The sequence below is a fragment of the Mycobacterium sp. SMC-21 genome, assembly GCF_045310825.1.
GTDB lineage: Bacteria > Actinomycetota > Actinomycetes > Mycobacteriales > Mycobacteriaceae > Mycobacterium.
Map to the genome: position 1 here is coordinate 108,154 of NZ_JBJIAO010000010.1, position 26,312 is coordinate 134,465.

Genomic DNA, 26,312 nt, shown 5'->3' on the forward strand with positions numbered 1-26,312 from the left:
TCATGAACAACGAATGGGAATGCGCCATCGTCGGTGGCGGCGCGGCGGGGCTGAGCGCCGCATTGGTGCTGGGACGCGCACGACGACGCACCCTGGTCATCGACGCCGGTGAGCAGAGCAACCGCGCGGCGCACGGCATCGGGGGACTGCTGGGTCAGGATGGACGGCCGCCGGCCGACCTGTACGCCGACGGGCGCCGTGAGCTGACCGAGTACCCGTCGGTGCAGGTCATCGACGGGCAGGTCACCAGTGCTACGGCACAGGACGGCCCCGCGTTCCGACTTGAACTCGCCGACGGATCGGTGCACCACGCCCGGCGGATACTGCTGGCCGGCGGCATGCAGTACGACGCGCCCGACATCCCTGGGTTGGACGAGCACTGGGGCGGGTCGGTGTTCCACTGCCCGTTCTGCCACGGCTGGGAAGCGCGCGACCAGGCGCTGGCCGTCCTCGCCGACGGCGACCGGGCCGTGCACATGGCGCTGATGCTGCGCGGCTGGACCGACGACATCGTCGTCGTGTCGAACGGTCCCTCCGGACTGGATGACAACCAGAACCGCGCGCTGGCCGACGCCGGGGTGCGGGTCGACGTGCGCAAGATCGTCGAATTCGCCTCGCGCGACGGCGCATTGACCGCCGTGATGTTCGCCGATGGCGACGAGCTCAAGCGCGAGGGCGTGCTGGTGGCCAGCGCGTTGCGGCAGCGCACTGACCTGGCGACACAACTCGGCGTACGGATCGCCCCGCCCGGTCCGGTCGTCGTCGACGCCGTGATGGTCGACCCGATGCAGCGCACGTCGGTGCCCGGCGTCTTCGCCGCGGGCGACGTCTGCGCGCAGATGCCCCAGGTGGCGGCGGCGATCGCCGCCGGTTCCGCCGCGGCCGCCGCGATCGTGCAGAGTCTGCTGCACGACCAGTTCGGCCTACCCGTCATGCCCTGGCCCCACTTCGACACGCAGGAGGATTGATGTCCACGACGGAAACGCCCCAGGAGCACTGGGAAAGCCGGTACGCCGAGAAACCGCAGATGTGGAGCGGCCGGGTCAACGCCCACCTCGCGAAGATCGCCGGCCAGCTGACGCCGGGCCGCGCACTGGATCTGGGGTGCGGCGAGGGCGCCGACGCGATCTGGCTCGCCACCGCGGGCTGGCATGTCATGGCGGTCGACATCGCCACCATCGCCCTCGACCGGGCCCGCAGCGCGGCCGAGGCCAGGGGAGTGGCCGAGCGCATCGACTTTCAGCACCACGACCTGTCGCACACTTTCCCGGCGGGCACCTTCGATCTGGTGTCGGCGCAGTTCCTGCACTCCACGGTCCATCTGGAGCGCCGGCAAATACTGCAACAGGCGTCAGCGGCCGTGGCGCCGGGCGGCACGCTGCTGATCGTCGATCATGGCGAGGCGCCGCCGTGGGCCTCCCAACACATCCATGACCACCACTTTCAGTCCGCGGACGAGGTCGTCGCCGAGCTCGATCTGCCTGACGAAGGCTGGCAGGCGCAGCACGTCGGTACTGTGGAACGCGAGGCAATCGGCCCTACCGGCGAACCCGCCGTTTTGCGGGACAATCTGATTGTCCTGCGCCGCGCGCACTGATCGGAGGTAACCAGGTGGTCAAACATCGGCTCGACTTCCGGCTGGCTGCGGAGTCGATGCTGTTGGTGACCGCCTGCCTGTGCCTGCTGTGGGGCAGCGTCGAGGCGGTTCAGCTCCTGACCGACGCCATGGGCAACTCACTGGCCACCTCCGGTGACTGGTCGCTGGGGCCGGCCGCCGCGCTGCTGGTGTACGGACCGCAGAAGGTGTGGTCGGCCTGGGCGATCACGGTGCCGGTGATCGTGGTGTTCGGCCTGGCCCTGGCCGTCGCCCGCACCCATCGGGACGGGCCGCGCTGGCTGAAGCAGGTGCTCCTGGTGTACGGCGCGGTCGTCGTGCTGGACTCGCTGGTCGCGGCGCTCTGACCAGCTGATATGGTATCGGCGCGGACGAGTTGGCCGGGCGGCCGCGGGACCGGAAGGTTTCGAGGAAAGTCCGGACTTCACAGAGCAGGGTGATTGCTAACGGCAATCCGAGGTGACTCGCGGGACAGTGCCACAGAAAACAGACCGCCGTCTGAGCCTGGTGCGAAGACGGTAAGGGTGAAACGGTGCGGTAAGAGCGCACCAGCATTCCGGGTGACCGGAGTGGCTAGGTAAACCCCACCCGAAGCAAGGCCAAGAAGGCCGCAACCTGGTTGCGGTTGCGCAGGTGCCCGAGGGCTGCTCGCCCGAGCCTGCGGGTAGGCCGCTTGAGGCACCCGGCGACGGTGTGCCCAGATGGATGGTCGCCGCCCCGTCACCAGCGATGGTGGCGGGGAACAGAATCCGGCTTACAGGCCAGCTCGTCCGCCCCGCTACTTCTTCACCTTGCGCATCGCGCGGGCCAGCGCCTTGAGCGAAGCGTCCAATTGCAGCCGGGCGTACTCGGCGACCTCGGCCTCCTGCTGGTACAGGATGCCGTAGGTGAAGGTGTCCTCGCCCGCGGCGTGGGCGGCCTCGGCCTGCTGGACCAGATGTCCGCGGCTGACGTAGCTGTCCTGGTGGTCGCCCAGCAGCGTCTGGATGTCCTTGGCGCAGTCGGCCACCTTCGACTCGCCCATGGCGGCCGCGGTGTAGCGAAGCCGCTTGGCGCCCTTGCGGATTCGGTGCAGGGCCTCCTCGCTGTCCTCGGCGCCGGCGGCCTCCGCGGCCTCTGCCCGCCGCACCGATTTGCGGACGCGGCGGTAGGCGCCGCCGACCGTCACCGGCTGGGCGTCCTCGTCGGCCGTGGCCGGCTGGGTGTTGTCCACGACGATGGCGTCGAGCGCGTCGAGCAGCCGGAAGTACCGCTCCGACCGCATGGCCGTCAGCGAACGGCGCAGCCCGGACTGGTAGCGCCGCTGCGAACCGTCGACCAGGCGCTCGCGCACCTGTCCGCGCACCAGCTCCGGCGCCAGTCCCTTCAACGCATCGTCGTACCGCTGGGCGAGTACCTCCGCGTCGCGCGCCGTGCCCAGCACGGCGGCCAGCAGCTTGAGCTCCTCGAGCACCCACTCGCGGTCGCCCAGATTGCCGCTCTCCTGCAGCAGGCTGCGGATCTTGCGGATGGTGACGCGCATCTGGTGCACGGAATCGAAGGTGTCGGCGCGCACCGCGCGGTCCCAGTCGATCAGTTCGGACACGTGCGCCGCGATGGCGCGGTGCACCTTGTCCGTCGGCTCGGGCGATGGCGGTGGCGCATCCGCGCCCCGCGCCGCGGCGAGGACCTTGGCGAGCTTGGACCCGTGCCCGGCGGGCTTGGCGCCCGCGTCGAAGAGCCGGTTGGCCAGCCGGTCGAGCAGCTCGGGGCCCGACTCGGCGCCCTCCGCGCCGTCGCCGACCAGCTCCAGCTCCCACTCGCGCCAGGTCTGCAGCGAGTCGCCCGCCGTGGCGGTAACCCGGTCATCGCAGAATTCGGCCAGCTCGGTGTCGTCGGGCGCGTACAGCATCGAGACGGTGCGCTCGGTCTCGATGCGGGCGACGGGCTGCAGCGTGCGGTCGCGCACGATGGCCAGCACGATGTCGCGCAGTTCGTCGGGCACGCTCTCGCGGGCCGCGGTGATCGGCAGCCGAACCTCGGTGCGCGCGTCGGCGCCGGCGGGCAGCTTGAGGTGCCAGCCCGCGTCGGTGCCGCCGGTGCGCCGGCGCAGGGTGATCTTGTGTGCCGCCAGATCATGATCCGGGGTGTCGAAGTACACCGCGTCGAGATGCGCGACGGGCAGTTGCTCGACCCTGCCGACGGCGGACAATCCGTCGAACGACGGGGACACCGTGCTGTCGACCACCGCGAACTTGCGTTCAATCTCGGTGTGGCGGGACGGTTTACGCTTGCCAGCGGCCATGTTCACCTTCATTTGCGACCCGGGACGGGCAGTACCAACGCTGCCATCAGCCTGCCATATCGCTGTGCGTGACCGGCTGCCGATAACGTCTTGACCCATGACCGAATTCGAGACCCTGAAGTTCGCCCAGTCCGGTGCCATCGTGAATATCGTGCTCGACCGGCCCGAGGCGGCCAACGGCATGAACGACGCGCTCACGCGCGACCTCGCGGCCGCTGCCGCGCTGTGCGACACCGCCGCGGTGAAGGTCGTGACCCTGACCGGTGCCGGCCGATTCTTCTGCGCCGGTGGCGACCTCAAGGCGATGGCCGCCGCCGCGGATCCGGGAGCGTTCGTCAAGGGCATCGCCGACGACCTGCACCGCGCCATGTCGACGTTCGCCCGCATGGATGCCGTGCTGATCACCGCCGTCAACGGCGTCGCCGCCGGTGCGGGCTTCCCGCTGGGTGTCTCGGGCGATCTGGTGCTCGCCGCCGAGTCCGCGTCGTTCACCATGGCGTACACCAAGGCCGGTCTGAGCCCCGACGGCGGATCGTCGTACGTCCTGCCGCGGCTGATCGGGCTGCGCCGCACCCAGGAACTCATGATCACCAACCGCGTGCTCACCGCGGCCGAGGCCGCCGACTGGGGTCTGGTCACGCGCGTCGTGCCCGACGCCGAGCTGCCCGCCGCGCTCGACGCCCTGGCCGCCGACGTCGCCACGCAGGCGCGCGGCTCGAACGCCGCCGTCAAGCAGCTGCTGCTGACGACCTACGGCGCAGACTACGAGACCCAGCTGGAACGCGAGGGCCGGCTGATCGCCAAGTGCGCCGGGTCACCGGACGGCAAAGAGGGCGTCGGCGCCTTCGTCGGCAAGCGCAAGCCGGAATTCTCTTGACGACGAGTGTGAGGGCTGTGCAGGCATTTTCGCGGAATTGCCTGCACAGCCCTCACAGTCGTACTCAGTAGGAGTGTTCCTCGGCGGGGAACACGCTGGAAGCCACCTCGGCGGCGTATTGCCGTGCGGCACGGCCCAATTCGGCACCGACATCGCCGAAGCGCTTGACGAACTTGGCGGTCTTGCCTGCCGTCATGCCCGCCATGTCCTGCCACACCAGCACCTGCGCGTCGCAGTTGGCGCCGGCGCCGATGCCGACGGTCGGGATGGTCAGCTTGCCGGTGATCTGGGTGGCCAGCTCGGCCGGCACCATCTCGAGGACGACGGCGATGGCGCCGGCCTCGGCGACGGCGATGGCGTCGTGGATGGTCTGGTCGCCGGCTTCACCGCGGCCCTGGACCCGGAACCCGCCGAGCCCATTGACGCTCTGCGGCGTGAAACCGATGTGGGCCACGACGGGGATGCCGGCCTGGGTCAGTGCGGCGATCTGCTCGACCATCCGCTCACCGCCCTCCAGCTTGACCGCGTGGGCGCCGGTCTCCTTCATGAACCGGGTCGCCGTCGCGAGCGCCTGCCGGGGGCTTTCCTCATAGCTGCCGAACGGCAGGTCGGCGACCACCAGCGCGTGCGGGGCACCCTTGACGACCGCGCGGGCCAGGGGGATCAGCTCGTCGATGGTGATGGGCAGGGTGGTGTCGTAGCCGTAGACCACGTTGGCCGCTGAGTCGCCGACGAGCAGGACGGGAATCTCGGCGTCGTCGAAAATGCGGGCAGAGGAGTAGTCGTAGGCCGTGAGCATCGCCCACTTGTGGCCTTCGGCCTTCCATTTCGCCAGGTGGTGGGTACGAATCTTGGTTCGCGGGGTCTTACAGACAGACTCCGGGGCAGCGCCGTAAACCTGATCAGACATCGTCGTCCTCAAATGTGTTGGTCGGTACGAACCTCGAGGCCCATATCGGGTCCCCGGGACGTTTGACGCCGTCAAGTCTGCCACCACCGCACCCCCAAGGTGAACGACACATGAAGTGGAATGCCTCACATCGGGTCAGCTGAGCCGCCTACGATCACGCCCATGCCCGGATACCAACGGCTCAGCGGACTCGACGCCAGCTTCCTCTATCTGGAGACCGCCCAGCAGCCGCTGCACGTGTGCGCGGTGCTGGAACTCGACGCCGCGACCATTCCGGGCGGCTACACCTTCGACAAGATGCGGCAGATGCTCAGCGAGCGCATCGCGGCCATGCCGCAGTTCCGCGAGAAGCTGGCCGACTCACCGCTCAACCTCGACCACCCCGTGTGGGTCGAGGACCCGGATTTCGACATCGACCGGCACGTGCACCGGATCGGGCTGCCGGGCCCGGGCGGGCGCGTCGAGCTGTCCGAGATCTGCGGCCACATCGCCGCGCTGCAGCTGGACCGCAGCCGCCCGCTGTGGGAGATGTGGGTGATCGAGAACATCGCCGGCACCGACGCCCACGACGGCGGGCGGCTGGCGGTGATGACCAAGATGCACCACGCCGGCATCGACGGCGTCACCGGCGCCAACCTGATGTCGCAACTGTGCACGCTGGAGCCGGACGCGCCGGCGCCAGAGCCCGTGGCGGCCGCCGGCACGGCGTCCGAACTCGAGATCGCGGTGGGCGGCGCGGTCAAGTACTTCACCCGGCCGCTGAAGCTGGCCAATGTATTGCCCTCGACGGCGACGACCGTCATCGACACCGTCCGCCGGGCAACCAAGGGACTCACGATGGCGGCACCGTTCGCCGCACCCAAGACGGCCTTCAACGTCAACGTCACCGCGCACCGCAACGTGGCCTTCGCCCAGCTGGACCTGGCGGACATCAAGACCGTCAAGAACCACTTCCACGTCAAGGTCAACGACGTCGTGCTGGCGTTGGTGTCGGGCGCGCTGCGGCGCTACCTCGCCGAGCGCGACGCGCTGCCGGAGTCGACCCTCGTGGCGATGTGCCCGGTGTCGGTGCGCGACAAATCCGACCGCCCGGGCCGCAACCAGGTGTCGGGCATGTTCGCCAAACTCGAGACCACCATCGAGGACCCGGCCGAGCGCCTGCGGGCCATCGCCGACTCGAGCACCGTTGCCAAACAACACAGTTCGGCCATCAGCGCGACGTTGCTGCAGGACTGGTCGCAGTTCGCCGCGCCGTCGGTGTTCGGGGCCGCGATGCGGGTGTTCGCGTCGACGGGCCTCGCGGAGGCCAAGCCCGTGCACAACCTCGTCGTCTCGAACGTGCCCGGGCCGCAGGATCCGCTGTACATGCTCGGCGCCGAGGTCAAGGCGATGTACCCGCTGGGTCCGCTGTTCCACGGCTCTGGGCTCAACATCACCGTGATGTCGCTCAACGGCACGCTCGACGTCGGCCTGATCTCGTGCCCGGAACTGGTTCCGGACCTGTGGGACATGGCTGACGAGTTCGCCGCCGCGCTGGACGAACTGGTTGCCGCCGCCACCGTCTGAGGGCGCGCGGCAACGCCCTCATCAGGTCAGACCAGCGCACATGGCACCATGGTCGACCATGAACCTCAGACGGGGGAGTCTCGCCGCAGCAATGGTGCTCGTGCTGGCGACAGGCTGCAGCCAGGTGATCGACGGACGCGCCACCCGCGCGGTGCCGAAGCCGGGCGCGCCCCTGCAGTGGTCGCCGTGCCAGACCACGTCCCCGGACTCGCAGTCGCGCATCCCCAAGGGCGCCGAGTGCGCGATGCTGTCGGTGCCCGTCGACTACAGCAAGCCCGACGGCGACGTCGCCCAGTTGGCGCTGCTGCGGATCAAGGCGACCGGCGACAAGATCGGTTCGCTCGTGATCAACCCCGGCGGTCCGGGGGAGTCCGGCGTCAGCGCCGCGGTGTCGTTGCTCAACAACATTCCCGACTCGGTGCGGCAGCGCTTCGACCTCGTCGGCTTCGACCCCCGCGGCGTCGGGTCCTCCAAACCCGCCGTGTGGTGCAACTCCGACGCCGACAACGACCGGCAGCGCGCCGACCCGCAGGTCGACTACTCGCCGGCCGGTGTCGCGCACATCGAATCCGAGACCAAGGCGTTCGTGCAGCGCTGCGTCGACAAGATGGGCAAGGAGTTCCTCGAGAACGTCGGAACCGCCAACGTCGCCAAGGATTTGGATGCCATCCGGGCCGCGCTCGGCGACGACAAGCTGACCTACCTCGGTTACTCGTACGGCACCCGGATCGGCGCCCAATACGCCGAGGATTACCCCGACAAGGTGCGCTCGATGATCCTCGACGGCGCCGTCGACCCCAACGCCGATCCGATCGAAGCCGACATCAACCAGGCCGCCGCGTTCCAGACCGCGTTCAACAACTACGCCGCCGACTGTGCCACCAACCCGGACTGCCCGCTGGGCACCGACCCGGCCAAGGTCAACGACGTCTATCACAGTCTGGTCGACCCGCTGGTCCAAAAGCCTGCTCCCACAAAGGATCCGCGCGGTCTGAGCTACAGCGACGCGTTGGTCGGCACCATCCTGCCGCTGTACTCACCGGCGATGTGGAAGGACCTCACCGCAGGCCTCACCGAGCTGGCGGGCGGCCACGGCGACATCATGCTGCGGCTCGCCGACGCCTACATGGGTCGCGATGCCGACGGCCACTACGACAACTCGACCGACGCCCGGGTGGCGGTCAACTGTGTCGACGAACCGCCGATCACCGACCGCGCCAAGGTGATTGCCGAGGACAAGCGCACCCGCGAGGTGGCGCCGTTCATGAGCTACGGCCAGTTCACCGGCGACGCGCCGCTCGGCACCTGCGCGTTCTGGCCCGTGCCGCCGACGTCGAAACCGCACGAGATTTCGGTCAAGGGCCTGGCGCCGACGCTGGTGGTCTCGACGGTCCACGACCCCGCGACGCCGTACCAGGCCGGCGTGGACCTGGCCAAGGAGCTCGGTGGCAGCTTGCTGACGTTCGACGGCACGCAGCACACCGTGGTGTTCCAGGGCAACAGCTGCGTCGACGAACACGCGGCCGGCTATCTGGTCAACGGGACCGTGCCCGAGGCGGGCGCGAAATGCTGATTCGCGAAAAGTCCGGTGCTGCCGGGAGATAACTGTTCGGTCACCGTCTGATTGCCGGGTTGTCTCCCTCCGGAACCAGGCTTCGGCTGGGCTGCGCGCCGTGCGACCATGTGTGCCATGTGGCGGGCGGGTGGTCGTGGACGACGGTGTGCGGTAGGGGTCGTCGGATTGCTGGTGGCCATCAGCGCCGCGCCGGGATCGGTCGCGCACGCGGCCCCCGAATCGCTGCAGTCCTACTACGAACAGGCGCCGGCCTGGGGCAGCTGCGAACCCGTCATCGGTGACACCACGGACCTGCCGACAGCGCGGTGCGCCAACATCAGCGTCCCCGTCGACTACGCGGATCCGCAAGGGCCACAAGCGAAGCTGGCCGTCATCCGGGTCCCGGCCTCGGGCCCGCGCCTCGGCGTGCTGCTCGTCAACCCCGGTGGTCCGGGAGCGTCGGCCGTCAACACCGTCGCGGGCATGGGCGCCGTCCTGTCCGACACCGAGATCGGCCGCAGCTTCGATCTCGTCGGCTTCGACCCGCGCGGCGTGGGGCATTCGACGCCGCAACTGCGGTGCCGCAGCGACGCCGAATTCGACGCCAACCGCCGCGACCCCATGGTCGACTACAGCCCGGCCGGGGTGGCGCACATCGAGGCCGTCAGCCGCCGCACGGCGCAGGACTGCCTGCAGCAGATGGGCAGCAGCTTCCTGGCCAATGTCGGAACCGCCTCGGCGGCAAGGGATATGGACGTGGTGCGCGCCGCGCTCGGTGAGACGCAGATCAACTATCTGGGCTTCTCCTACGGCACCGAGCTGGGTGCGGCCTACGCCGAACGGTTCCCGGACCGGGTGCGCGCCATGGTGCTCGACGGCGCCGTCGACCCCAATGCCGATCCCGTCACCGAGAACCTGCTCCAATTGGCCGGATTCCAAACGGCTTTCAACGACTATGCGACGGACTGCGCGCAGTCCGTCGGCTGCCCGCTGGGCAACGACCCGACGCAGTTCGTGGCGCGGTACCAGCAGTTGGTCAATCCGCTCGCCGTGCGCCCGGGCCTGACGTCCGATCCACGGGGCCTGAGCTACTCCGACGCGATCACCGGCACCATCAACGCGCTCTATACGAAGAAGTACTGGAAGTTTCTGACCAGTGGGCTGATCGGACTGCAGCGCGGCGGCGACGCCGGCGATCTGCTGCTGCTGGCCGACGATTATCAGCACCGTGATCAGAACGGGCACTACGCGCCCCTGCAGGACGCGTTCACCGCGATCCGGTGCGTCGACGCGCCGTTCCCGACCGATCCCGCGACCTGGGCCGCCGCCGACCAGCGCGCGCGCCAGCTGGCGCCGTTCATGAGCTACGGCCAGTACACCGGCTACGCGCCGCGCGACGTCTGCGCCATGTGGCCGGTGCCCGCGACGTCCCGCCCCCACACGCCGGCGTCGCCCGGCCCGGGCAAGGTCGTCGTCGTGTCCACCACGCACGACCCGGCCACGCCGTATCAAGCCGGTGTGAAACCTGGCAAGCGAACTCGGCGCCTCACTGATCAGCTTCGAGGGCACGCAGCACACCGTCGTGTTCAACGGCAACCGGTGCGTCGACACGGCCGTGGTGGCGTTCCTGACGCAGTCCGTGCTGCCGGCGGCGGGATTGCGGTGCTGAGCAGAGCGTCTCACCTGTGAAACATGCCGAACAGAGTCCACTTGGTAACACGGATTTAACAGCTGCTGCCTACGCTGCGGACATGGATCGCCAGAAGGAATTCGTGCTGCGCACGCTGGAAGAACGCGACATTCGCTTTGTCCGGTTGTGGTTCACCGACGTGCTCGGATACCTCAAGTCCGTGGCGATCGCGCCGGCCGAGCTGGAAGGCGCCTTCGAAGAGGGCATCGGCTTCGACGGATCCGCCATCGAGGGCTTCGCCCGCGTCTCCGAGGCCGACATGGTGGCCCGCCCGGATCCGTCCACGTTCCAGGTGCTGCCGTGGACCACCAAGAGCACCGGCAAGCACTACTCGGCCCGCATGTTCTGCGACATCACCATGCCCGACGGCTCGCCGTCGTGGGCCGACTCGCGGCACGTGCTGCGCCGGCAACTGGCCAAGGCCAGCGATCTGGGCTTCTCCTGCTACGTGCACCCGGAAATTGAGTTCTTCCTGCTGGAGCCCGGCCCCAACGACGGCTCGGTGCCGGTCCCGGCCGACAACAACGGCTACTTCGACCAGGCCATCCACGACTCGGCCCCCAACTTCCGCCGGCACGCCATCGAGGCGCTCGAGTCCATGGGCATCTCCGTGGAGTTCAGCCACCACGAGGGCGCACCCGGCCAGCAGGAGATCGACCTGCGGTACGCCGACGCCCTGTCGATGGCCGACAACGTCATGACCTTCCGGTACCTGGTCAAGGAAGTCGCGATCAACGAGGGCGTGCGGGCCACGTTCATGCCCAAGCCGTTCAGCCAGTACCCGGGCTCGGCGATGCACACCCACATGAGCCTGTTCGAGGGCGAGACCAACGCCTTCCACAGCGCCGACGATCCGCTGCAGCTGTCGGACGTCGCGAAGTCCTTCATCGCCGGCATCCTGACGCACGCCAGCGAGATCAGCGCCGTCACCAACCAGTGGGTGAACTCCTACAAGCGTCTGGTGCACGGCGGCGAGGCCCCGACCGCCGCGTCGTGGGGTGCGGCCAACCGCTCCGCCCTGGTGCGGGTCCCGATGTACACGCCGCGCAAGGCCTCGTCGCGCCGTATCGAGGTGCGCAGCCCCGACTCGGCATGCAACCCGTACCTGGCGTTCGCGGTGCTGCTGGCCGCCGGCCTGCGTGGCATCGAGAAGGGCTACGAACTGGGGCCGCAGGCCGAGGACAACGTCTGGAACCTGACGCCCGAGGAGCGTCGCGCGATGGGCTACAAGGAGCTGCCGAGCAGCCTCGGTGTGGCGCTGGCCGAGATGGAGAAGTCTGAACTCGTCGCCGAGGCCTTGGGGGAGCACGTCTTCGACTACTTCCTGCGGAACAAGCGCAGCGAGTGGGAGACCTACCGCAGCCACGTGACACCGTTCGAACTCAAGGAATACCTGTCGCTGTGACGCCGTGATGGTGCGCTAACGTCGGGTGGTGCCCAACCCCGCGACGCAGCGCCCCACACAGCCCAGCGTCGGGCGCCTCGGGTTGGTGGCGCCCACGGCGCGGGCGGACCTCGACCGGCTCGGCTGGAACACCGACGCGCACGTCCCATTGTTGTGGTCGCTGTCGCGCGCCCCTGACGCCGACAGCGCCCTGCGCGCCATGGTGCGCATCGCCGACGCCCTCGAGGGTGACTGGGCCGAGCTCAGCTCGCTGCTGGTGACCGACACGGCCCTGCGGGGCCGGCTGTTCGCCGTGCTGGGGTCGTCGCTGGCCCTGGGTGATCACCTGGTGGCACACCCCGCTTCGTGGCGACTGCTGCACGGTGACATCACGTTGCCGTCGCGCGCCGAGCTGCTCGAGGACTTCGAGCGGCTGGCATCCGAAGTCGCCGGTACCCCAACGGCTTCCGCGGTGCTGCAGACCTACTACCGGGACCGCATCCTGGTGCTGGCGGCGCTGGACGTCGCGCCGACGGTCGAGAACGAGCCGGTGCTGCCGTATGTCACCGTGGGGGAGCACCTGTCCGACCTGGCCGACGCGGCGCTCGCGGCGGCACTGGTCGTGGCGACCCGCACGGTGTGCGGCGACGAGCCCGGTCCCCGGCTCGCGGTCATCGCAATGGGCAAATGCGGTGCGCGCGAACTGAATTACGTCAGCGACGTCGACGTCATCTTCGTGGCGGAGACGGCGGACTCGGTGACCACCCGGGTGGCCGGCGAGATGATGCGGTTCGCCGGCGAGACCTTCTTCGAGGTCGACGCGGCGCTGCGGCCCGAGGGCAAGGCCGGCCAGCTGGTCCGCACCCTGGAGTCGCACGTCGCGTATTACCAGCGCTGGGCCAAAACCTGGGAATTCCAGGCGCTTTTGAAGGCCCGCGCGGCCGTCGGTGACGCCGAGCTGGGCGAGCAGTACATCGACGCGCTGATGCCGATGGTCTGGACTGCTTGTGACCGTGAGGATTTCGTGCCCGACGTGCAGGCCATGCGGCGCCGCGTCGAGGATCTCGTGCCCGCCGGGGTGCGTACCCGCGAGCTGAAACTGGGCAAGGGTGGCCTGCGGGACGTCGAGTTCGCGGTGCAGCTGTTGCAGCTCGTGCACGGCCGCAATGACGATTCGCTGCACGTCGCCTCGACGGTCGACGCATTGGCGGCGCTCGGCTCCGGCGGTTACATCGGCCGCGACGACACCGCGAATCTCACTGCGTCCTATGAGTTCCTGCGGCTGCTTGAGCACCGGCTGCAACTACAGCGACTCAAGCGCACCCACCTGCTGCCCGAGGACGGCGACGACGAGGCGTGGCGCTGGCTGGCGCGCGCGGCGCACATCCGGCCCGACGGTCAGCACGACGCGCTCGGCGTCCTGCGCGAGGACCTGAAGCGGCAGAACATGCGGGTGTCCCGCCTGCACGCCAAGCTCTTCTATCAGCCGCTGCTCGAAGTGGGAAACCAGTTCGGCCCGAGCCTGACCACCGCCGCGGCCGAAAGACAGTTGGCCGCACTGGGTTACGAAGGCCCGCAGAGCGCCCTGACGCACCTCGCCGCGCTGACGAGCGCCAGCGGTCGCCGCGGCACGGTGCAGCAGGTGCTGCTGCCGACGCTGCTGGACTGGCTGTCGGACACCCCGGATCCGGACGCGGGCCTGCTGGCGTACCGGCGGATCAGTGAGGAACTGGGGGACCAGCGCTGGTTCCTGTCCACCCTGCGTGACGAGGGTGCCGTCGCCAAGCGGCTGATGCGGGTGCTGGGCACGTCGGCCTATGTGCCGGAGCTGCTGATGCGGGCGCCGGAAGTCCTGCAGCAGTACGCCGACGGTCCGCAGGGGCCGAAACTGCTTGAAGTGGAACCGGATGCGGTGTTCCGCGCGCTGGTCGCCTCGGCCGGCCGGCACGCCGACCCGGTCCGCGCCATCGCCGCGGCACGCACCCTGCGCCGTCGCGAACTGGCGCGCGTGGCGTCGGCCGACCTGCTGGGGCTGCTGCCGGTGGTCGACGTCTGCAAGGCGCTGACCTCGGTGTGGGTCGCGGTGCTGGAGGCCGCGCTCGATGCGGTGATCCGGGCACGCTCGGGACCCGCCGGCCCGCCGGCGCGCATCGCCGTCATCGGCATGGGCCGGCTCGGCGGCGGCGAACTGGGCTACGGGTCGGACGCCGACGTGATGTTCGTGTGCGAACCCGTCGAGGGCGCGGCCGGGGCGGACGAGTCCGCCGCGGTGCGCTGGGCGATCGGGGTCGCCGAACAGGTGCGGACGTTGTTGGGGCAGCCCAGCAGCGACCCGCCGCTGGAGGTCGACGCCGGGCTGCGGCCGGAAGGCCGCAACGGCTCACTGGTGCGGACGTTGGCGTCCTACGAGTCGTACTACGCACAGTGGGCGCAGCCGTGGGAGATTCAGGCCCTGCTGCGGGCCCACCGCGTGGCGGGGGACCTGGAACTGGGTGAACGATTCCTGCTGATGGCCGACAAGACCCGGTACCCGCCCGGTGGCGTCTCGGCGGACGCGGTGCGCGAAATCCGGCGCATCAAGGCCCGCGTCGACGCCGAGCGGTTGCCCCGCGGCGCCGACCCGAACACCCACACCAAGCTGGGCCGCGGTGGCCTGGCCGACGTGGAATGGACCGTGCAGTTGCTCCAATTGCGTTATGCGCACCAGGTTCCCACGTTGCACAACACCTCGACGCTGCAGACGCTGGACGCCATCGAGGCGGCCCAGCTGATCGAGGGCGACGAGGCGGACATCCTGCGGCAGGCCTGGCTGACCGCGACCCGCGCGCGCAACGCCCTGGTGCTGGTGCGCGGCAAGCCGACCGACCAACTGCCCGGTCCGGGCCGTCAGCTCAACGCGGTCGCGGTGGCGGCCGGGTGGCCGAGCGGCGACGGCGGCGCCTTCCTGGACAACTATCTGCGCGTGACCCGTCGTGCCAAAACCGTGGTGCGCAAGGTGTTTGGGGAGTAGGCAGCGTGAGTGATTTTCCGTTCGACGTGATCAGCGATGCGGAATACGAGCGTCAGCTGGCGGTGTACCGACCGTTCACCGATGCGGTGCGCAGGCTGATCGACGCCGGCATCCGGACCGGTGTCGACGAGGCCACCATCGCCGAGGCGCAGGCGGCGATCGAATCGGTCACCGACCGGCTCGTGGCGGTGCAGCACAACAGCACCTCGACGCTACGGAACGCGGACACCGGACGGCCGCTGGCCTACACGAATCCGGCTGTGGGCGTGCGCAATGCGATTGCCCCGCCGATGGAGATCCACCACGAGGGCGGGCAAGGGGACGGCCGGTGCTGGGCCGAGTTCGAACTGGGCCTGCCCTACGAAGGGCCGCCCGGCCTGGTGCACGGTGGCATCTGCGCCCTGGTGCTCGACCACATTCTCGGGGAGGCGGCCAGTGACGGGCTGACCAAGCCCCATTTCACGGGGACCATCACGTTGCGGTACGTGCGGGGGACCAAGCAGGGGCCGGTGCGGGCCGAGGCCTGGATCGACCGTGTCGACGGCGTCAAGACGTTCGCCCGCGGCACGCTGTCCGATGTCGACGGTGTCAGCGTGGAGGCCGACGGCATCTTCATCAGGCCCTCCTGGGCGCGCGAGTGAGGTTCTACGTCTCCCTGGCATTCCTCGACATCAGCGAGGTGACCGAGATCGCCCGGGCCGCAGATGATCTCGGCTACGACGGCATCGCCATCCCGGACCACGTGGTGAACCTGGAGACGCTGAGCACGCCCTACCCGTACACACCCGACGGGCAGCGGCGCTGGCAGCCGTTCACGCACTGGCCGGACCCGTGGGTGCTCGTCGGTGCCCTGTCGCAGGTGACCAGCCGCGTGAAATTCGTGACGACGGTGTACATCCCGGGGATGCGTGACCCGTTCTCGGTCGCGAAGTCGGTCGGGACCGCGGCCTGTCTGTCCGGTGGCCGCGTGGAGTTCGGTGTCGGTGTGGGCTGGTGTGCCGACGAATTCGCCTTGATGGGGCAGGCTTTCGAGCGCCGCGGCAAGCGCACCGACGAGATACTGGAGCTGATCCGGCAGCTGTGGCAACCGGGCTGGACATCGTTCGACGGCGAGTTCTACCAGGTGCCGCGGCTCGAGATGGAGCCGACGCCGCCGCCGGTGCCCATCTACGTCGGCGGGCTCAGTGAGATCGCCCTGCGCCGGGCTGCGCGCAACGACGGCTGGATCGGCGACTTGATCACCACCGACCAGGCCATCGCCGCGGCGACGCGGGTGCGCGAACTGCGGGTCGAAAACGGTTTACCGCTCGAGGGTTACGAGATCCTGACACCGCTTGCCGACGCCTATCTGCCGGAGCATTTCGAGCGCGCCGCGCGGGCCGGCATCACCGGCAACGTCACGATGCCGTGGATGTTCTACAGCGGTCCGACGGCCACGCTGGCCGAGAAGATCGACGGACTCAAGCGGTTTCGCGTGGACCGGGGCCTGTAACTAGCGTTTGCGCAGCGCGTCCAGCGCGATGGCGCCACCGCCGGTGAACACCAGCAGGAACAGCGCGAAGCAGTAGAGCACCGCCGGCTCGCCGCCATTGGCGATGGGCAGCAGGCCCTTCGGCTGGTGCGCCATGAAGTAGGCGAAAGCCATTTCGCCGGAACCGATGAAGGCCGCGATGCGGGTGGCCAGACCGGTGAACACCAGGATGCCGACGATCAGCTCGATGGCGCCGGCGTACCAGCCCGGAAAACTACCGAAATCCGGTGCGGCCATGCCGGGATTGGTGTCGACGGGCCACTTGAACAGCGTGGTGGCGCCGTGGAGCGTGAACAGGAAGCCGATGACCATCCGGAACACGGAGAGCACGATGGGAGCTACAGCGTCGAGCCGGGATTCGATGTCAGTCTGAGCCATGGCGACATCATATGAGGTTCCTGTGACGCGCCAGGTGCTGCGAGATTGCGGAATGGGAGCAAATTCTCGCGATTTGCCTCACAGCGCCGCGGCGACGGGTGCTGAGCCACCGGGCTGCCCCTCCCCGGAGGGAGAGGCAACCCGGCTACCGGTCATCCGATAGCGGCCCGGCCGTAGTTGTCCGCGTAGGCATTCGCGACTCCGGGCAGGATTTCGACGATGGCGAAATACCGGTCCCACAGCGGTGTTTCGCGCAGCTCTTCGACCGCCAGCTCATACTCGTGCGGGTCTGCGGCCGTCAGCATCCAGACATCGGTGACCCGGGCGGTGTAGAACTCCGTGTCGTACCACGTGAAGTTGACCGCCTTGTGGCGATCGAGGATCGGCTGCAGATGCAGCGTGAGTTCGTCGAACCGTTTAGCGACCGGGAAACCGAGCCACTCGGGGTTGGTCTTGACCAACAGGAAAACCGTGAACATGGGCGAACCTCATTCTCTCGCTTGTGAATAGGGCTGGAGAGAAACGAAAAAGGCCAACGAATCTCTCCGTTGACCTGTGAGGTTGTCAGCACCGCGAGCAGTGACGCTCGCGATGGTTAGGCTACCGTACTTGTTCGCGGTGGGCAAGCGGGCACCCCCGACGTCGTCACCCCGATACAGAACTGCCCCTCTCCCGGAGGAGAGGGGCAGTTCGTGTGCTCGCGACTCAGCAGTCGTAGTAGAGCGAGAACTCGTACGGGTGAGGGCGAATCTGCACCGGCAGGATCTCGTTCTCGCGCTTGTACGAGATCCAGGTCTCGATCAGGTCCTCGGTGAACACGCCACCCTCGGTGAGGTAGTCGTGGTCTTCCTCGAGCTTGTCGATGACGCTGGCCAGCGAGGTCGGGGCCTGCGGGATGTTGGCGGCCTCGTCCGGCGGCAGCTCGTAGAGGTCCTTGTCGACCGGGGCCAGCGGCTCGATCTTCTTCTTGATGCCGTCGATACCGGCCATGAGCATCGCCGAGAAGGCCAGGTACGGGTTGCCCGAGCTGTCCGGGCAACGGAACTCGAGGCGCTTGGCCTTCGGGTTGTTGCCGGTGATCGGGATACGCACACACGCCGAGCGGTTGCGCTGGCTGTACACCAGGTTGATCGGGGCCTCGTAGCCCGGCACCAGACGCTTGTAGGAGTTCACCGTCGGGTTGGTGAACGCCAGCAGCGACGGGGCGTGGTGCAGGATGCCGCCGATGTAGTGGCGCGCCATGTCGGACAGGCCCGCGTAGCCGGACTCGTCGTGGAACAGCGGCTTGCCGTCCTTCCACAGCGACTGGTGGGCGTGCATGCCCGAGCCGTTGTCACCGAACAGCGGCTTCGGCATGAAGGTGACGGTCTTGCCGTTCGCCCACGCGGTGTTCTTGATGATGTACTTGAACAGCAGCACGTCATCGGCCGCGGCGAGCAGCGTGTCGAACTTGTAGTTGATCTCGGCCTGGCCGGCGGTGCCGACCTCGTGGTGGCCGCGCTCCAGGGTGAACCCGGCGTTGATCAGATTGGTCGACATCTCGTCACGCAGGTCGACATAGTGGTCGTACGGCGCGACGGGGAAGTAGCCACCCTTGGGGCGGACCTTGTAGCCGCGGTTGGGGGAGCCGTCGGCCTCGTAGGGCTCGCCGCTGTTCCACCAGCCCGACTCGGAGTCGACTTCGTAGAACGTGCCGTTGATCTTCGAGTCGAAGGCCACGGAGTCGAAGATGTAGAACTCGGCCTCGGCACCGAAGTACGCGGTGTCGGCGATGCCGGTGCTCTTCAGGTAGTTCTCGGCCTTGCGTGCGACGTTGCGCGGGTCACGGGAGTAGGCCTCACGCGTGAACGGGTCGTGCACGAAGAAGTTCAGGTTCAGCGTCTTGGCGGCGCGGAACGGGTCGATGCGCGCGGTGTTGGCGTCCGGCAGCAGCATCATGTCGGACTCGTGGATGGACTGGAAGCCGCGCACGGACGAACCGTCGAACGCGAGGCCGTCTTCGAAAACGCTCTCGTCGAAAGCCGAAGCCGGGATCGAGAAGTGCTGGACAACACCAGGCAGATCGCAGAAACGGATGTCGACGTACTCGACGTTCTCGTCCTTGATCAGCTTGAAAATGTCGTCAGACGTCTTTTCTGCCACGTAAGTGATCTCCTTTACTGGTGTTACCCGCGGTTGAACCTAGGGACACGATGTTGCACGCCAATCAACCGTATGTTTCGCGGACGTTACGCGATCGGTGGTTCCTGGAACCGTGGGCCACCCGCCGCGCGGTTCGGTTGCATGAGCGCGCACGCCTATCCTGACACCATGGCAGGTGCTGATGAATTCCGGCTCGGTTCGTGGCTGTCCGGGCCCGAATCGCAGCGCCCCGTTGATGACTCCACGTACCCGGGTAAAGCCCTCGGCCTGCCGGAAACCGGCCCGGGTTCCCTCGCCCGATTCGGGCGCCGCTTCGCCGCGTTGTTGGTGGACTGGCTGATCTGCTACGGCCTCGGCACCCTGAGTGTGGTGTTCGGCGGATTGAGCGAATACGAATACCAATACGTCTGGCACGGCACACCCGCGGTGATCGCCTGGGTCGTCGTCGGCACGGTGTCGGTGCGGCTCTTCACCTTCACGCCGGGCCAGTTCGCACTGGGATTGCGCGTCGTGTCCGTCGGCCGGAGCCAGTACGTCGGCCTCGGCCGCGCCTTCGTCCGCATGCTGCTGGTGTTGCTGGCCGTGCCGGCGCTGTTCACCGACGCCGACGGCCGCGGGCTGCAGGACCGGCTGACCAACACCGCCGTCCTGCGCCGCTGACCGAAGCGATTTGTGCACGATTTTCCGCGGTCAGCGCGGAAAATCGTGCACAAATCGCAGGCGGCGGGCTACTTGCGACGCGCGGTGCGCTGCATGCCCTTCATCTTGGCGCCCGCGGGCAGCGGGCCCTTGGGCAGGCCGCCGGGGCCCAGCTTGGTACCGAGGGCGGCCAGGCGCGACTCGAGGGCGTCCATCTGCTTGGTGGTGATGTTGGCGGGCAGCTTGGTCAGGTGCCGTTCCAGCTTGGCCAGCGGCACCTGGTCCTCTTCGTTGCCGACCACGATGGTGTAGATCGGCACCTCGCCGACCAGTCGTGCGGTGCGCTTCTTCTCCTGCGCCAGAAGCGGTTTCAGGCGCTGCGGCGAACCCTCGCCGACGAAGATCACACCCGGCCGGCCGACCACGCGGTGCACGGCATCGAAGCTGCCGGTGGCGGCGACGCCCTGCGTGACGCGCCACTGGCCGCGCATGTTGTCCAGCGCCCAGGCCGCCGCGCCGGTCTGGCCGTCAGCCTTGCTGTAGACCGACTTCTGCGCGCGTCGGCCGAAGATGATGAACGCGACCAGCGCGCCGAGCAGCACACCCAGGATGGGCAGCGTGATCCAGCTGAAGATGCCGCCGGAGTACGCGGCCATCGCGACGGCGAGCCCCACGATCAGGACGAACGCGCCGATCATGTACGGCAGCAGCCGCTTGTCCTCTTTGCGCTGAATCTGGAACGCCTGCCAGAGCTGGGCTCGGCGCTGCTTCGAAGCGGCCTTGCGCGCCGCCTTCGCCTCGGCCTTCGCGGCCTTCACAGCGGCAGGATTGGTGGTCTTCGCCATGCCACCAGGATAGATTCAGGAAACCGGTGGCCGTAACCGGGCAGCCTGGGCGTACAGCTTGCCGGCTCGGTAGGACGACCGGACCAGCGGTCCGGCCAGGACACCGGCGAACCCGAGACCCTCGGCGAACTGCTGGTGCTCGACGAATTCCTCCGGTCGCACCCACCGCTCGACGGGGTGGTGCCGCGGCGACGGACGCAGGTACTGCGTGATGGTGACGATGTCGCAGCCCGCGTCGTACAGGTCCTGCAGGGCCACCCGGATCTCCTCGGGCGTCTCACCCATACCCAGGATCAGGTTGCTCTTGGTCACCAGGCCGTAGTCGCGGGCGGCGGTGATGACGCCGAGGCTGCGCTCGTAGCGGAACGCCGGGCGGATGCGCTTGAAGATGCGCGGCACGGTTTCGACGTTGTGCGCGAACACTTCTGGACGTGAGTCGAAGACCTCTTCGAGCAGTGCGGGCACACCGTTGAAGTCGGGCGCCAGCAGCTCGACACCGGTGTTCGGGTTGAGCGCGTGGATCTGGCGGACGGTCTCGGCGTACAGCCAGGCGCCGCCGTCGGGCAGGTCGTCGCGGGCCACGCCGGTGATGGTGGAGTACCGCAGGCCCATAGTGTGCACGCTCTCGGCCACCCGGCGCGGCTCGTCCCGGTCCAGGTCGGCGGGCTTGCCGGTGTCGATCTGGCAGAAGTCGCAGCGGCGGGTGCACTGCTCGCCACCGATCAGGAAGGTGGCCTCGCGGTCCTCCCAGCATTCGTAGATGTTGGGGCAGCCGGCCTCTTCGCAGACGGTGTGCAGGCCCTCGCGCTTGACCAGGCTCTTGAGGTCCTTGTACTCCGGGCCCATCTTGAGCTTGGTCTTGATCCACGGCGGCTTGCGCTCGATGGGCGTCTCCGCGTTGCGGACCTCCAGGCGGAGCAGCTTGTGGTTACCGGGATCAACGCTCATGGTGTCGATGTTAGTGCCGCGGCGCCGAGCGCCTTGACGGACGGAGCGCCGAGTACCTCGCACACTGCCTCGGCCACCCGGTCGATGACGTCCTCGGGCGTGATCTCGCGGCCCAACTCCTTCGTCAGCGACGTGACGCCCGCATCGGCGATGCCGCACGGGACGATGCCGCCGAACGCCGTCAGGTCGCAGTTGCAGTTCAGCGAGAAGCCGTGCAGCGTCGTGCCGCGGGCGACGCGGATGCCGATGGCGGCGATCTTGCGTTCGGGCCGCAGGTCGTCGGCCGGCAGCCAGACACCGGACCGGCCGTCCACCCGGATGGTCTGCAGGCCCAGGTCGCCGCACACCGTCATCAGCGCATCCTCGAGCAGCCGAACGAATCTCACGACGTCGAGCGGCTGTGCCAGGCCGATGATCGGGTAGCCCACCAGCTGCCCGGGGCCGTGCCAGGTGATCTTGCCGCCGCGGTCGGTGTCGATGACGGGGGTGCCGTCGACCGGCCGCTCGTGCGGTTCGGTGCGGCGGCCGGCGGTGTAGACGGGCGGATGCTCGAGCAGCAGCAGCGTGTCGTTGCCGCGCTCGTCGGAGCGGGCGGCGGCGAGCTCGCGCTGCAGCTCCCAGGCGTCGTTGTAGTCGATGGTGCCGAGGCGGCGCACGTCGATCGGGCCGCAGGCAGATCGGATCGTCACTGAACTGACGCTACGCCTGCCGGAGTCAGGCCGCGTTGGGGGCGGTGACGTACGACAGCGCCTCGCCGATGGTCCGCTGGTGGAACTCGAAGCCGGCGTCCTCGAGCGCGGCCGGGATGGCCCGCTGGCCGCCGAGCAGTCCCTCCTCGGCGAACTCGCCGAGCGCGGCCCGCAGCGCGAAACCGGGCATCAGCAGCGGGGTGGGGCGGTGCAGTGCCCGCCCCAGCGCCTCGGTGAACTCGCCATTGGTCACCGGCGCCGGGCCCGTCAGATTCAGCGGGCCGGACAGGTCGTCGTGATTGAGCGCGAACAGCAGGGCCCGCACCTCGTCCTCGAGCGTGATCCACGGCATGTACTGGCGCCCACTGCCCAGCCGGGCACCGAGGCCGAGCCCGAAGACCGGGCGGAGCCGAGCCAGCATGCCGCCGGCCGGTGCCAGCACGAGGCCGGTGCGCGCGAGCACGACGCGGACGCCGGCGTCGGCGGCCGGCCGGGTGGCGGCCTCCCAGTCCAGACAGAGCCGGGCCAGGAAGCCGGTGCCGGCGGGGGATCGCTCATCGGCGATGCGGTCGCGCGTATCGCCATAGAAGCCAACGGCACTGGCGTTGATGAGCACGGGCACCCCGGCGTCGACGACGGCGTCGGTCAGCACCTCGGTCGGGACGATCCGGCTGTCACGCAGGCTCTGCTTGAACGCTCCCGACCAGCGGCGCGCCCCGATGCTCACGCCGCACAGGTTGACCACGGCATCGACGTCACGCAGCGTGCGCCAGTCGAAGTCGCCGGCGTCGGGGTTCCAGTACACCTCGTCGGCGTTGGCCGGCTGCCGGCGCACGATGCGCACCACCCGGTGGTCGGTCGCGCGCAGCGCCGACACCAGTGCGGAACCGATGAGTCCCGACGAGCCCGCGATGGCAATGACCGCGTGCGCCATGGGATTACAGCCCCAGGTCGGCCTCGAACGCACCCTCTTCGAGACGACGTTTGATGGTGGTCACGAACCGTCCGGCGTCGGCGCCGTCGATCAGGCGGTGGTCGTAGGTCAGCGGCAGGTAGCAGACCGACCGGACACCGATCGACTCGTTGCCGCTCTCGTCCACGACGACGCGCGGCCGCTTGACGATGGCGCCGGTGCCGAGCATGGCCGCCTGCGGCGGGACCAAGATCGGGGTGTCGAACAGGGCGCCCTGGCTGCCGATGTTGGTGATCGTGAAGGTGCCACCGGCCAGCTCGTCGGGCCGCAGATTGCCCGAGCGGGCGCGGTCGGCGATGTCGACGATCGCCCGCGCGAGGCCACCGAGGGACAGGTCACCGGCGTTGTGCACGACCGGCGACAGCAGGCCCTGCTCGGTGTCCACCGCGAAGCCGAGGTGCTCGGCGTCGTAGTAGGTGATCTCCTTGGTTTCCTCGTTGTAGCTGGCGTTGACGTTCGGGTGGATCTTCAACGCGTCGATCACCGCGCGGGCGATGAACGGCAGGTAGGTCAGGTTCACACCCTCGCGCTCGGCGAACGAGTTCTTGGCGCGCGCCCGCAGCGAGACGATGCGGGTCATGTCGACCTCGTGGGTCTGCGTCAGCTGCGCCGTGGTCTGCAGCGACTCGCGCGTCTTCTTGGCCGTGATCTGCCGGATCCGGGTGGCCTTCTGCGTGGTGCCACGCAGGTGCGCCAGGGCCGGAGCCGGTGCGGCGGCCGGGGCCTTCGCCGCCGGAGCTGCGGGGGCCGGGGCGGACGAAGCGGCGGCAGGTGCGGCCGGGGCCTTGGCGGCCTCCGCCGCGGCGAGCACGTCCTGCTTGCGGATGCGACCACCGACACCGGTGCCCTGCACCGATGCGAGGTCAACGTTGTTCTCGGCAGCCAACTTTCGCACCAGCGGGGTGACGTACGGGCTGGCGTCGTCCGACGACGACGCGGCCGGGGCCGCAGCAGCCGGAGCGGCGGGCGCCGGAGCGGCCGGGGCGGGAGCGGGTGCGGGGGCCGGCGGCGGGGTCGGTGCGGCCGGAGCCGGGGGAGCCGGCGGTGGCGTCGGCGCGGCGGCAGGCTCGGGGGCGGGTGCCGGTGCCGGGGCCTCGGGGGCCGGGGCGGCGGCCGGGGCCGAACCGGCGGCACCGATCTTGGCGAGCTCGCCACCGATGGACACGACGTCGTCCTCGTCGGCGGTGATGGACAGGAGCACGCCGGCGATCGGCGATGGGATTTCGGTGTCGACCTTGTCGGTGGACACCTCGACCAGGGGCTCGTCGACCTCGACGGAGTCGCCGACCTTCTTGAGCCAGCGGGTCACGGTGCCCTCGGTGACGGACTCGCCGAGCGTCGGCATCACGATCGAGGTGGCGTCGGTCGCGTCGGAGGCGGCCGGGGCGGGGGCCGATGCGGGTGCCGGCGCGGGAGTTTCGGCGGCCGGAGCCGGGGCTTCGGCGGCGGGCTCGGGAGCCGGGGTGGGCTCCGGCTCGGGTGCCGCGGCGGGCTCGGGGGCGGACGGAGCCGGGGACTCGCCGGCCTCACCGATGACGGCGAGCTCGCCGCCGATCTCGACCACGTCGTCTTCCTGCGCGACGATCTTGGTCAGGACACCGGCTGCCGGCGACGGGATTTCGGTGTCGACCTTGTCGGTGGACACCTCGAGCAGGGGCTCGTCGACCGCGACGGTGTCGCCCTCCTGCTTGAGCCATCGAGTGACGGTCCCCTCGGTAACGCTCTCACCGAGTGCGGGCATCTGGACGGAGATGGCCATTACGTTGACTCCTCGAAAAGTCGCTCGTCACTTCGAATGTCTACAGGGCCCATCCTGTCATGCTCGCGCAGTCGAGGAGGGGCGGGTCGGGACTTTGTCCCGCTGTGTTGACACCCTCGCTGAGCAGGCTACTGTCGCAATCGAACCAGTACCGGCGGTACGGGATACTTTGAGGTCAGGCGGGTGTGGCGATGCAGTTTGTGGACAGTGCCGACGGGACGCGGATCGCGACCTACGACGAGGGCAACCCCGAGGGCCCGGTGATGGTGCTGGTGCACGGCTGGCCCGACTCGCACGACATGTGGGACGCCACGGTGCCGCACCTCGCCGAGACCTACCGGGTGATCCGCTACGACAACCGCGGCTCGCGCAATTCCGGTGTGCCCAAGAAGGTTTCGTCGTACACCATGGCGCACTACGCCGACGACTTCGCGGCCGTCATCGCCGCCTTGGCGCCCGGTCGGAAGGTCCACGTCCTGGCCCACGACTGGGGCTCGGTCGGTATCTGGGAGTACCTGTCGCGACCGGAGTCGGTGGACCGCGTCGCGTCGTTCACCTCGACCTCGGGGCCGAGCGCCGACCACACCCGGCGCTTCATCATGGAGGGTCTCAAGCGGCCGTATCGGCCGGCGCGGTTCCGGCAATCGGTGTCGCAGTTCCTGCGGCTGACATACCAAGGTTTCTTCTCGATCCCGCTCGTGGCGCGAGTGCTGGTGCGCGCCAGCGTGCCGACCATCATTCCGCTCCTGCTGAAGTGGCTGGATGGCATGTCCGACAACCAGATTCGGCATTCGGACACCTTCGCGACCGACGCCGCGAACAGCCTCAAGGTGTACCCGGCCAACTACTGGCGCACCCTGTTCTCGGGCCGGCGCGACCACTACGTCACGGTGCCCGTGCAGGTGATCGTCAACCGCGGCGACCAGTTCGTGCGCCCGTACCTCTACGACGAGACGCCCCAATGGGTCTCGCAGTTGTGGCGCCGGGACATCGACTCGGGACACTGGTCGCCGATGTCACATCCGGAGCTGCTCGCCACCGCCGCCCGCGAACTCGCCGAGCATGTCGCCGGCGCCGCGCCCACGCCAGAGCTGCAACTGGCTCAGGTCGGCAGCAAAGCCGGCTAGGGCGGCCTATCGGGGCGGCTCACCGTTGACGTTGACGTTGTGCGTGACTTCGCCCTCGTGGTTCACGTTCACGTTGACCGTGGGATTGCAGGCCGGGTTCTGGAACGCGACGCTGTCGCACGGCATGCCGTTGTTGTAGAACAGCCCGCCGCCGTTGTTGTCGCCGTTGTTGTATCCGGGGTCGCACTGATCGTCGCCGCCCAGCCGGTCGATCACATTCCGGAAGGGACACAACTGGTCGGCGATGATGTCCTCGTCTTCGGGATCGGCAAGCGCCTGTGCGGCACCGCTCATCCCGGCTAATTCCATGCCGATAACAGTGGCTGTGACGGCAGCCAGCTGAATGTACTTATTCATGCAGGAACGGTACGCCTCGGACAAGCTCGGCGG

At 68.6% G+C, this 26,312-nt stretch carries 23 protein-coding genes, 1 other RNA gene and 1 pseudogene; 14 read left to right on the top strand and 11 right to left on the bottom strand.

Annotation, left to right across the window (positions count from 1 at the left end; genetic code table 11):
* Positions 1-2 precede the first annotated feature (2 nt).
* The 4 genes from ACJH6H_RS12980 to rnpB all read left to right on the top strand — a co-directional run bounded on the left by ACJH6H_RS12980 (position 3) and on the right by rnpB (position 2,388).
* Positions 3-968, top strand: a complete 966-nt coding sequence (locus tag ACJH6H_RS12980) for an NAD(P)/FAD-dependent oxidoreductase (RefSeq protein WP_406775008.1) — start codon at positions 3-5, stop codon at positions 966-968.
* Entirely contained in the window at positions 968-1,597 is a 630-nt protein-coding gene (locus tag ACJH6H_RS12985) for a class I SAM-dependent methyltransferase (protein WP_406775009.1), read from the top strand. The genes ACJH6H_RS12980 and ACJH6H_RS12985 overlap by 1 nt, the downstream gene beginning before the upstream one ends.
* A gap of 14 nt (positions 1,598-1,611) precedes the next feature.
* The gene (locus tag ACJH6H_RS12990) at positions 1,612-1,962 is read left to right on the top strand and encodes a hypothetical protein (RefSeq protein ID WP_406775010.1); all 351 of its coding nucleotides are present in this window, start codon (positions 1,612-1,614) and stop codon (positions 1,960-1,962) included.
* 25 nt (positions 1,963-1,987) lie between these two features.
* Positions 1,988-2,388: RNase P RNA component class A (gene rnpB / locus ACJH6H_RS12995), an RNA gene on the top strand.
* 5 nt (positions 2,389-2,393) lie between these two features.
* Here rnpB and ACJH6H_RS13000 read toward each other — a convergent pair.
* Positions 2,394-3,899 carry a CHAD domain-containing protein gene (locus tag ACJH6H_RS13000; protein ID WP_406775011.1) on the bottom strand — a complete coding sequence of 502 codons (1,506 nt, stop codon included), beginning with the start codon at positions 3,897-3,899 and terminating at the stop codon, positions 2,394-2,396.
* 97 nt (positions 3,900-3,996) lie between these two features.
* On the opposite strand from ACJH6H_RS13000, the gene ACJH6H_RS13005 reads away from it, so the two are divergent.
* On the top strand, positions 3,997-4,776 hold the full coding sequence (locus ACJH6H_RS13005; RefSeq protein WP_406775012.1) for an enoyl-CoA hydratase/isomerase family protein: 780 nt from the start codon (positions 3,997-3,999) through the stop codon (positions 4,774-4,776).
* Positions 4,777-4,840: 64 nt separating this feature from the next.
* On the opposite strand, the gene panB is transcribed toward ACJH6H_RS13005, so the two are convergent.
* Complete coding sequence (gene panB / locus ACJH6H_RS13010) at positions 4,841-5,686, bottom strand: 3-methyl-2-oxobutanoate hydroxymethyltransferase (RefSeq protein ID WP_020104426.1); 846 nt, start codon at positions 5,684-5,686, stop codon at positions 4,841-4,843.
* Positions 5,687-5,848: 162 nt separating this feature from the next.
* Here panB and ACJH6H_RS13015 point away from each other — a divergent pair, with 162 nt between their 5' ends.
* From ACJH6H_RS13015 to ACJH6H_RS13045, 7 genes and pseudogenes are all read left to right on the top strand, one after another.
* Positions 5,849-7,252 (top strand): WS/DGAT/MGAT family O-acyltransferase, encoded by a 1,404-nt coding sequence (locus ACJH6H_RS13015; protein WP_406775013.1) that lies wholly within the window; start codon positions 5,849-5,851, stop codon positions 7,250-7,252.
* Between the two features lie 58 nt (positions 7,253-7,310).
* Positions 7,311-8,825 (top strand): alpha/beta hydrolase, encoded by a 1,515-nt coding sequence (locus ACJH6H_RS13020; protein WP_318985206.1) that lies wholly within the window; start codon positions 7,311-7,313, stop codon positions 8,823-8,825.
* A 108-nt stretch (positions 8,826-8,933) separates the two neighbouring features.
* A pseudogene (locus ACJH6H_RS13025) lies at positions 8,934-10,476 on the top strand (alpha/beta hydrolase).
* An 82-nt stretch (positions 10,477-10,558) separates the two neighbouring features.
* Positions 10,559-11,902 carry a type I glutamate--ammonia ligase gene (gene glnA, locus ACJH6H_RS13030; protein WP_406775014.1) on the top strand — a complete coding sequence of 448 codons (1,344 nt, stop codon included), beginning with the start codon at positions 10,559-10,561 and terminating at the stop codon, positions 11,900-11,902.
* A gap of 28 nt (positions 11,903-11,930) precedes the next feature.
* On the top strand, positions 11,931-14,891 hold the full coding sequence (locus ACJH6H_RS13035) for a bifunctional [glutamine synthetase] adenylyltransferase/[glutamine synthetase]-adenylyl-L-tyrosine phosphorylase (protein ID WP_406775015.1): 2,961 nt from the start codon (positions 11,931-11,933) through the stop codon (positions 14,889-14,891).
* Between the two features lie 5 nt (positions 14,892-14,896).
* The gene (locus ACJH6H_RS13040) at positions 14,897-15,532 is read left to right on the top strand and encodes a PaaI family thioesterase (RefSeq protein ID WP_346414663.1); all 636 of its coding nucleotides are present in this window, start codon (positions 14,897-14,899) and stop codon (positions 15,530-15,532) included.
* Positions 15,529-16,383 carry a TIGR03619 family F420-dependent LLM class oxidoreductase gene (locus ACJH6H_RS13045; RefSeq protein WP_346414662.1) on the top strand — a complete coding sequence of 285 codons (855 nt, stop codon included), beginning with the start codon at positions 15,529-15,531 and terminating at the stop codon, positions 16,381-16,383. Before ACJH6H_RS13040 ends, ACJH6H_RS13045 begins: the two co-directional genes overlap by 4 nt.
* Here the strand turns inward: ACJH6H_RS13045 and ACJH6H_RS13050 are convergent, their stop codons facing one another.
* The 3 genes from ACJH6H_RS13050 to glnA (ACJH6H_RS13060) all read right to left on the bottom strand — a co-directional run bounded on the left by ACJH6H_RS13050 (position 16,384) and on the right by glnA (ACJH6H_RS13060) (position 18,942).
* Positions 16,384-16,800 (bottom strand): DoxX family protein, encoded by a 417-nt coding sequence (locus ACJH6H_RS13050; protein WP_346414661.1) that lies wholly within the window; start codon positions 16,798-16,800, stop codon positions 16,384-16,386.
* Positions 16,801-16,952: 152 nt separating this feature from the next.
* Positions 16,953-17,279, bottom strand: coding sequence for a darcynin family protein (locus ACJH6H_RS13055; protein WP_346414660.1), 327 nt, complete (start codon positions 17,277-17,279; stop codon positions 16,953-16,955).
* 226 nt (positions 17,280-17,505) lie between these two features.
* Entirely contained in the window at positions 17,506-18,942 is a 1,437-nt protein-coding gene (gene glnA / locus ACJH6H_RS13060; protein WP_073698180.1) for a type I glutamate--ammonia ligase, read from the bottom strand.
* 168 nt (positions 18,943-19,110) lie between these two features.
* On the opposite strand from glnA (ACJH6H_RS13060), the gene ACJH6H_RS13065 reads away from it, so the two are divergent.
* Positions 19,111-19,602 carry an RDD family protein gene (locus tag ACJH6H_RS13065; RefSeq protein WP_212812119.1) on the top strand — a complete coding sequence of 164 codons (492 nt, stop codon included), beginning with the start codon at positions 19,111-19,113 and terminating at the stop codon, positions 19,600-19,602.
* Between the two features lie 68 nt (positions 19,603-19,670).
* On the opposite strand, the gene ACJH6H_RS13070 is transcribed toward ACJH6H_RS13065, so the two are convergent.
* The 5 genes from ACJH6H_RS13070 to sucB are packed head-to-tail and all read right to left on the bottom strand — an operon-like array spanning position 19,671 to position 24,795.
* Positions 19,671-20,426 (bottom strand): DUF4191 domain-containing protein, encoded by a 756-nt coding sequence (locus tag ACJH6H_RS13070; protein ID WP_212812118.1) that lies wholly within the window; start codon positions 20,424-20,426, stop codon positions 19,671-19,673.
* A gap of 15 nt (positions 20,427-20,441) precedes the next feature.
* Entirely contained in the window at positions 20,442-21,374 is a 933-nt protein-coding gene (gene lipA / locus ACJH6H_RS13075) for a lipoyl synthase (protein ID WP_406775016.1), read from the bottom strand.
* The gene (gene lipB / locus ACJH6H_RS13080; RefSeq protein WP_212812117.1) at positions 21,371-22,063 is read right to left on the bottom strand and encodes a lipoyl(octanoyl) transferase LipB; all 693 of its coding nucleotides are present in this window, start codon (positions 22,061-22,063) and stop codon (positions 21,371-21,373) included. Before lipB ends, lipA begins: the two co-directional genes overlap by 4 nt.
* Positions 22,064-22,088: 25 nt before the next feature.
* Positions 22,089-22,997, bottom strand: coding sequence for a TIGR01777 family oxidoreductase (locus ACJH6H_RS13085; protein ID WP_212812116.1), 909 nt, complete (start codon positions 22,995-22,997; stop codon positions 22,089-22,091).
* 4 nt (positions 22,998-23,001) lie between these two features.
* Complete coding sequence (gene sucB / locus ACJH6H_RS13090) at positions 23,002-24,795, bottom strand: 2-oxoglutarate dehydrogenase, E2 component, dihydrolipoamide succinyltransferase (RefSeq protein WP_346414659.1); 1,794 nt, start codon at positions 24,793-24,795, stop codon at positions 23,002-23,004.
* A 191-nt stretch (positions 24,796-24,986) separates the two neighbouring features.
* Between sucB and ACJH6H_RS13095 the strand changes: the two genes are divergently transcribed.
* Positions 24,987-25,922: an alpha/beta fold hydrolase gene (locus ACJH6H_RS13095; protein ID WP_406775017.1), complete on the top strand. Its 936-nt coding sequence runs from the start codon at positions 24,987-24,989 to the stop codon at positions 25,920-25,922.
* Between the two features lie 6 nt (positions 25,923-25,928).
* Here ACJH6H_RS13095 and ACJH6H_RS13100 read toward each other — a convergent pair whose 3' ends face one another.
* Positions 25,929-26,279 (bottom strand): hypothetical protein, encoded by a 351-nt coding sequence (locus ACJH6H_RS13100; protein ID WP_212812114.1) that lies wholly within the window; start codon positions 26,277-26,279, stop codon positions 25,929-25,931.
* Positions 26,280-26,312: the final 33 nt, after the last annotated feature.

Bases quoted from the DNA above. Each gene is read 5' to 3' on its own strand.
- ACJH6H_RS12980 (WP_406775008.1), top strand. From the start codon at position 3: ATGAACAACGAATGGGAATGCGCCATCGTCGGTGGCGGCGCGGCGGGG.
- ACJH6H_RS12985 (WP_406775009.1), top strand. From the start codon at position 968: ATGTCCACGACGGAAACGCCCCAGGAGCACTGGGAAAGCCGGTACGCC.
- ACJH6H_RS13000 (WP_406775011.1), bottom strand. From the start codon at position 3,899: ATGGCCGCTGGCAAGCGTAAACCGTCCCGCCACACCGAGATTGAACGC.
- ACJH6H_RS13005 (WP_406775012.1), top strand. From the start codon at position 3,997: ATGACCGAATTCGAGACCCTGAAGTTCGCCCAGTCCGGTGCCATCGTG.
- panB (WP_020104426.1), bottom strand. From the start codon at position 5,686: ATGTCTGATCAGGTTTACGGCGCTGCCCCGGAGTCTGTCTGTAAGACC.
- ACJH6H_RS13015 (WP_406775013.1), top strand. From the start codon at position 5,849: ATGCCCGGATACCAACGGCTCAGCGGACTCGACGCCAGCTTCCTCTAT.
- ACJH6H_RS13020 (WP_318985206.1), top strand. From the start codon at position 7,311: ATGAACCTCAGACGGGGGAGTCTCGCCGCAGCAATGGTGCTCGTGCTG.
- glnA (WP_406775014.1), top strand. From the start codon at position 10,559: ATGGATCGCCAGAAGGAATTCGTGCTGCGCACGCTGGAAGAACGCGAC.
- ACJH6H_RS13050 (WP_346414661.1), bottom strand. From the start codon at position 16,800: ATGGCTCAGACTGACATCGAATCCCGGCTCGACGCTGTAGCTCCCATC.
- ACJH6H_RS13055 (WP_346414660.1), bottom strand. From the start codon at position 17,279: ATGTTCACGGTTTTCCTGTTGGTCAAGACCAACCCCGAGTGGCTCGGT.
- ACJH6H_RS13065 (WP_212812119.1), top strand. From the start codon at position 19,111: ATGGCAGGTGCTGATGAATTCCGGCTCGGTTCGTGGCTGTCCGGGCCC.
- ACJH6H_RS13070 (WP_212812118.1), bottom strand. From the start codon at position 20,426: ATGGCGAAGACCACCAATCCTGCCGCTGTGAAGGCCGCGAAGGCCGAG.
- lipA (WP_406775016.1), bottom strand. From the start codon at position 21,374: ATGAGCGTTGATCCCGGTAACCACAAGCTGCTCCGCCTGGAGGTCCGC.
- ACJH6H_RS13085 (WP_212812116.1), bottom strand. From the start codon at position 22,997: ATGGCGCACGCGGTCATTGCCATCGCGGGCTCGTCGGGACTCATCGGT.
- sucB (WP_346414659.1), bottom strand. From the start codon at position 24,795: ATGGCCATCTCCGTCCAGATGCCCGCACTCGGTGAGAGCGTTACCGAG.
- ACJH6H_RS13095 (WP_406775017.1), top strand. From the start codon at position 24,987: ATGCAGTTTGTGGACAGTGCCGACGGGACGCGGATCGCGACCTACGAC.
- ACJH6H_RS13100 (WP_212812114.1), bottom strand. From the start codon at position 26,279: ATGAATAAGTACATTCAGCTGGCTGCCGTCACAGCCACTGTTATCGGC.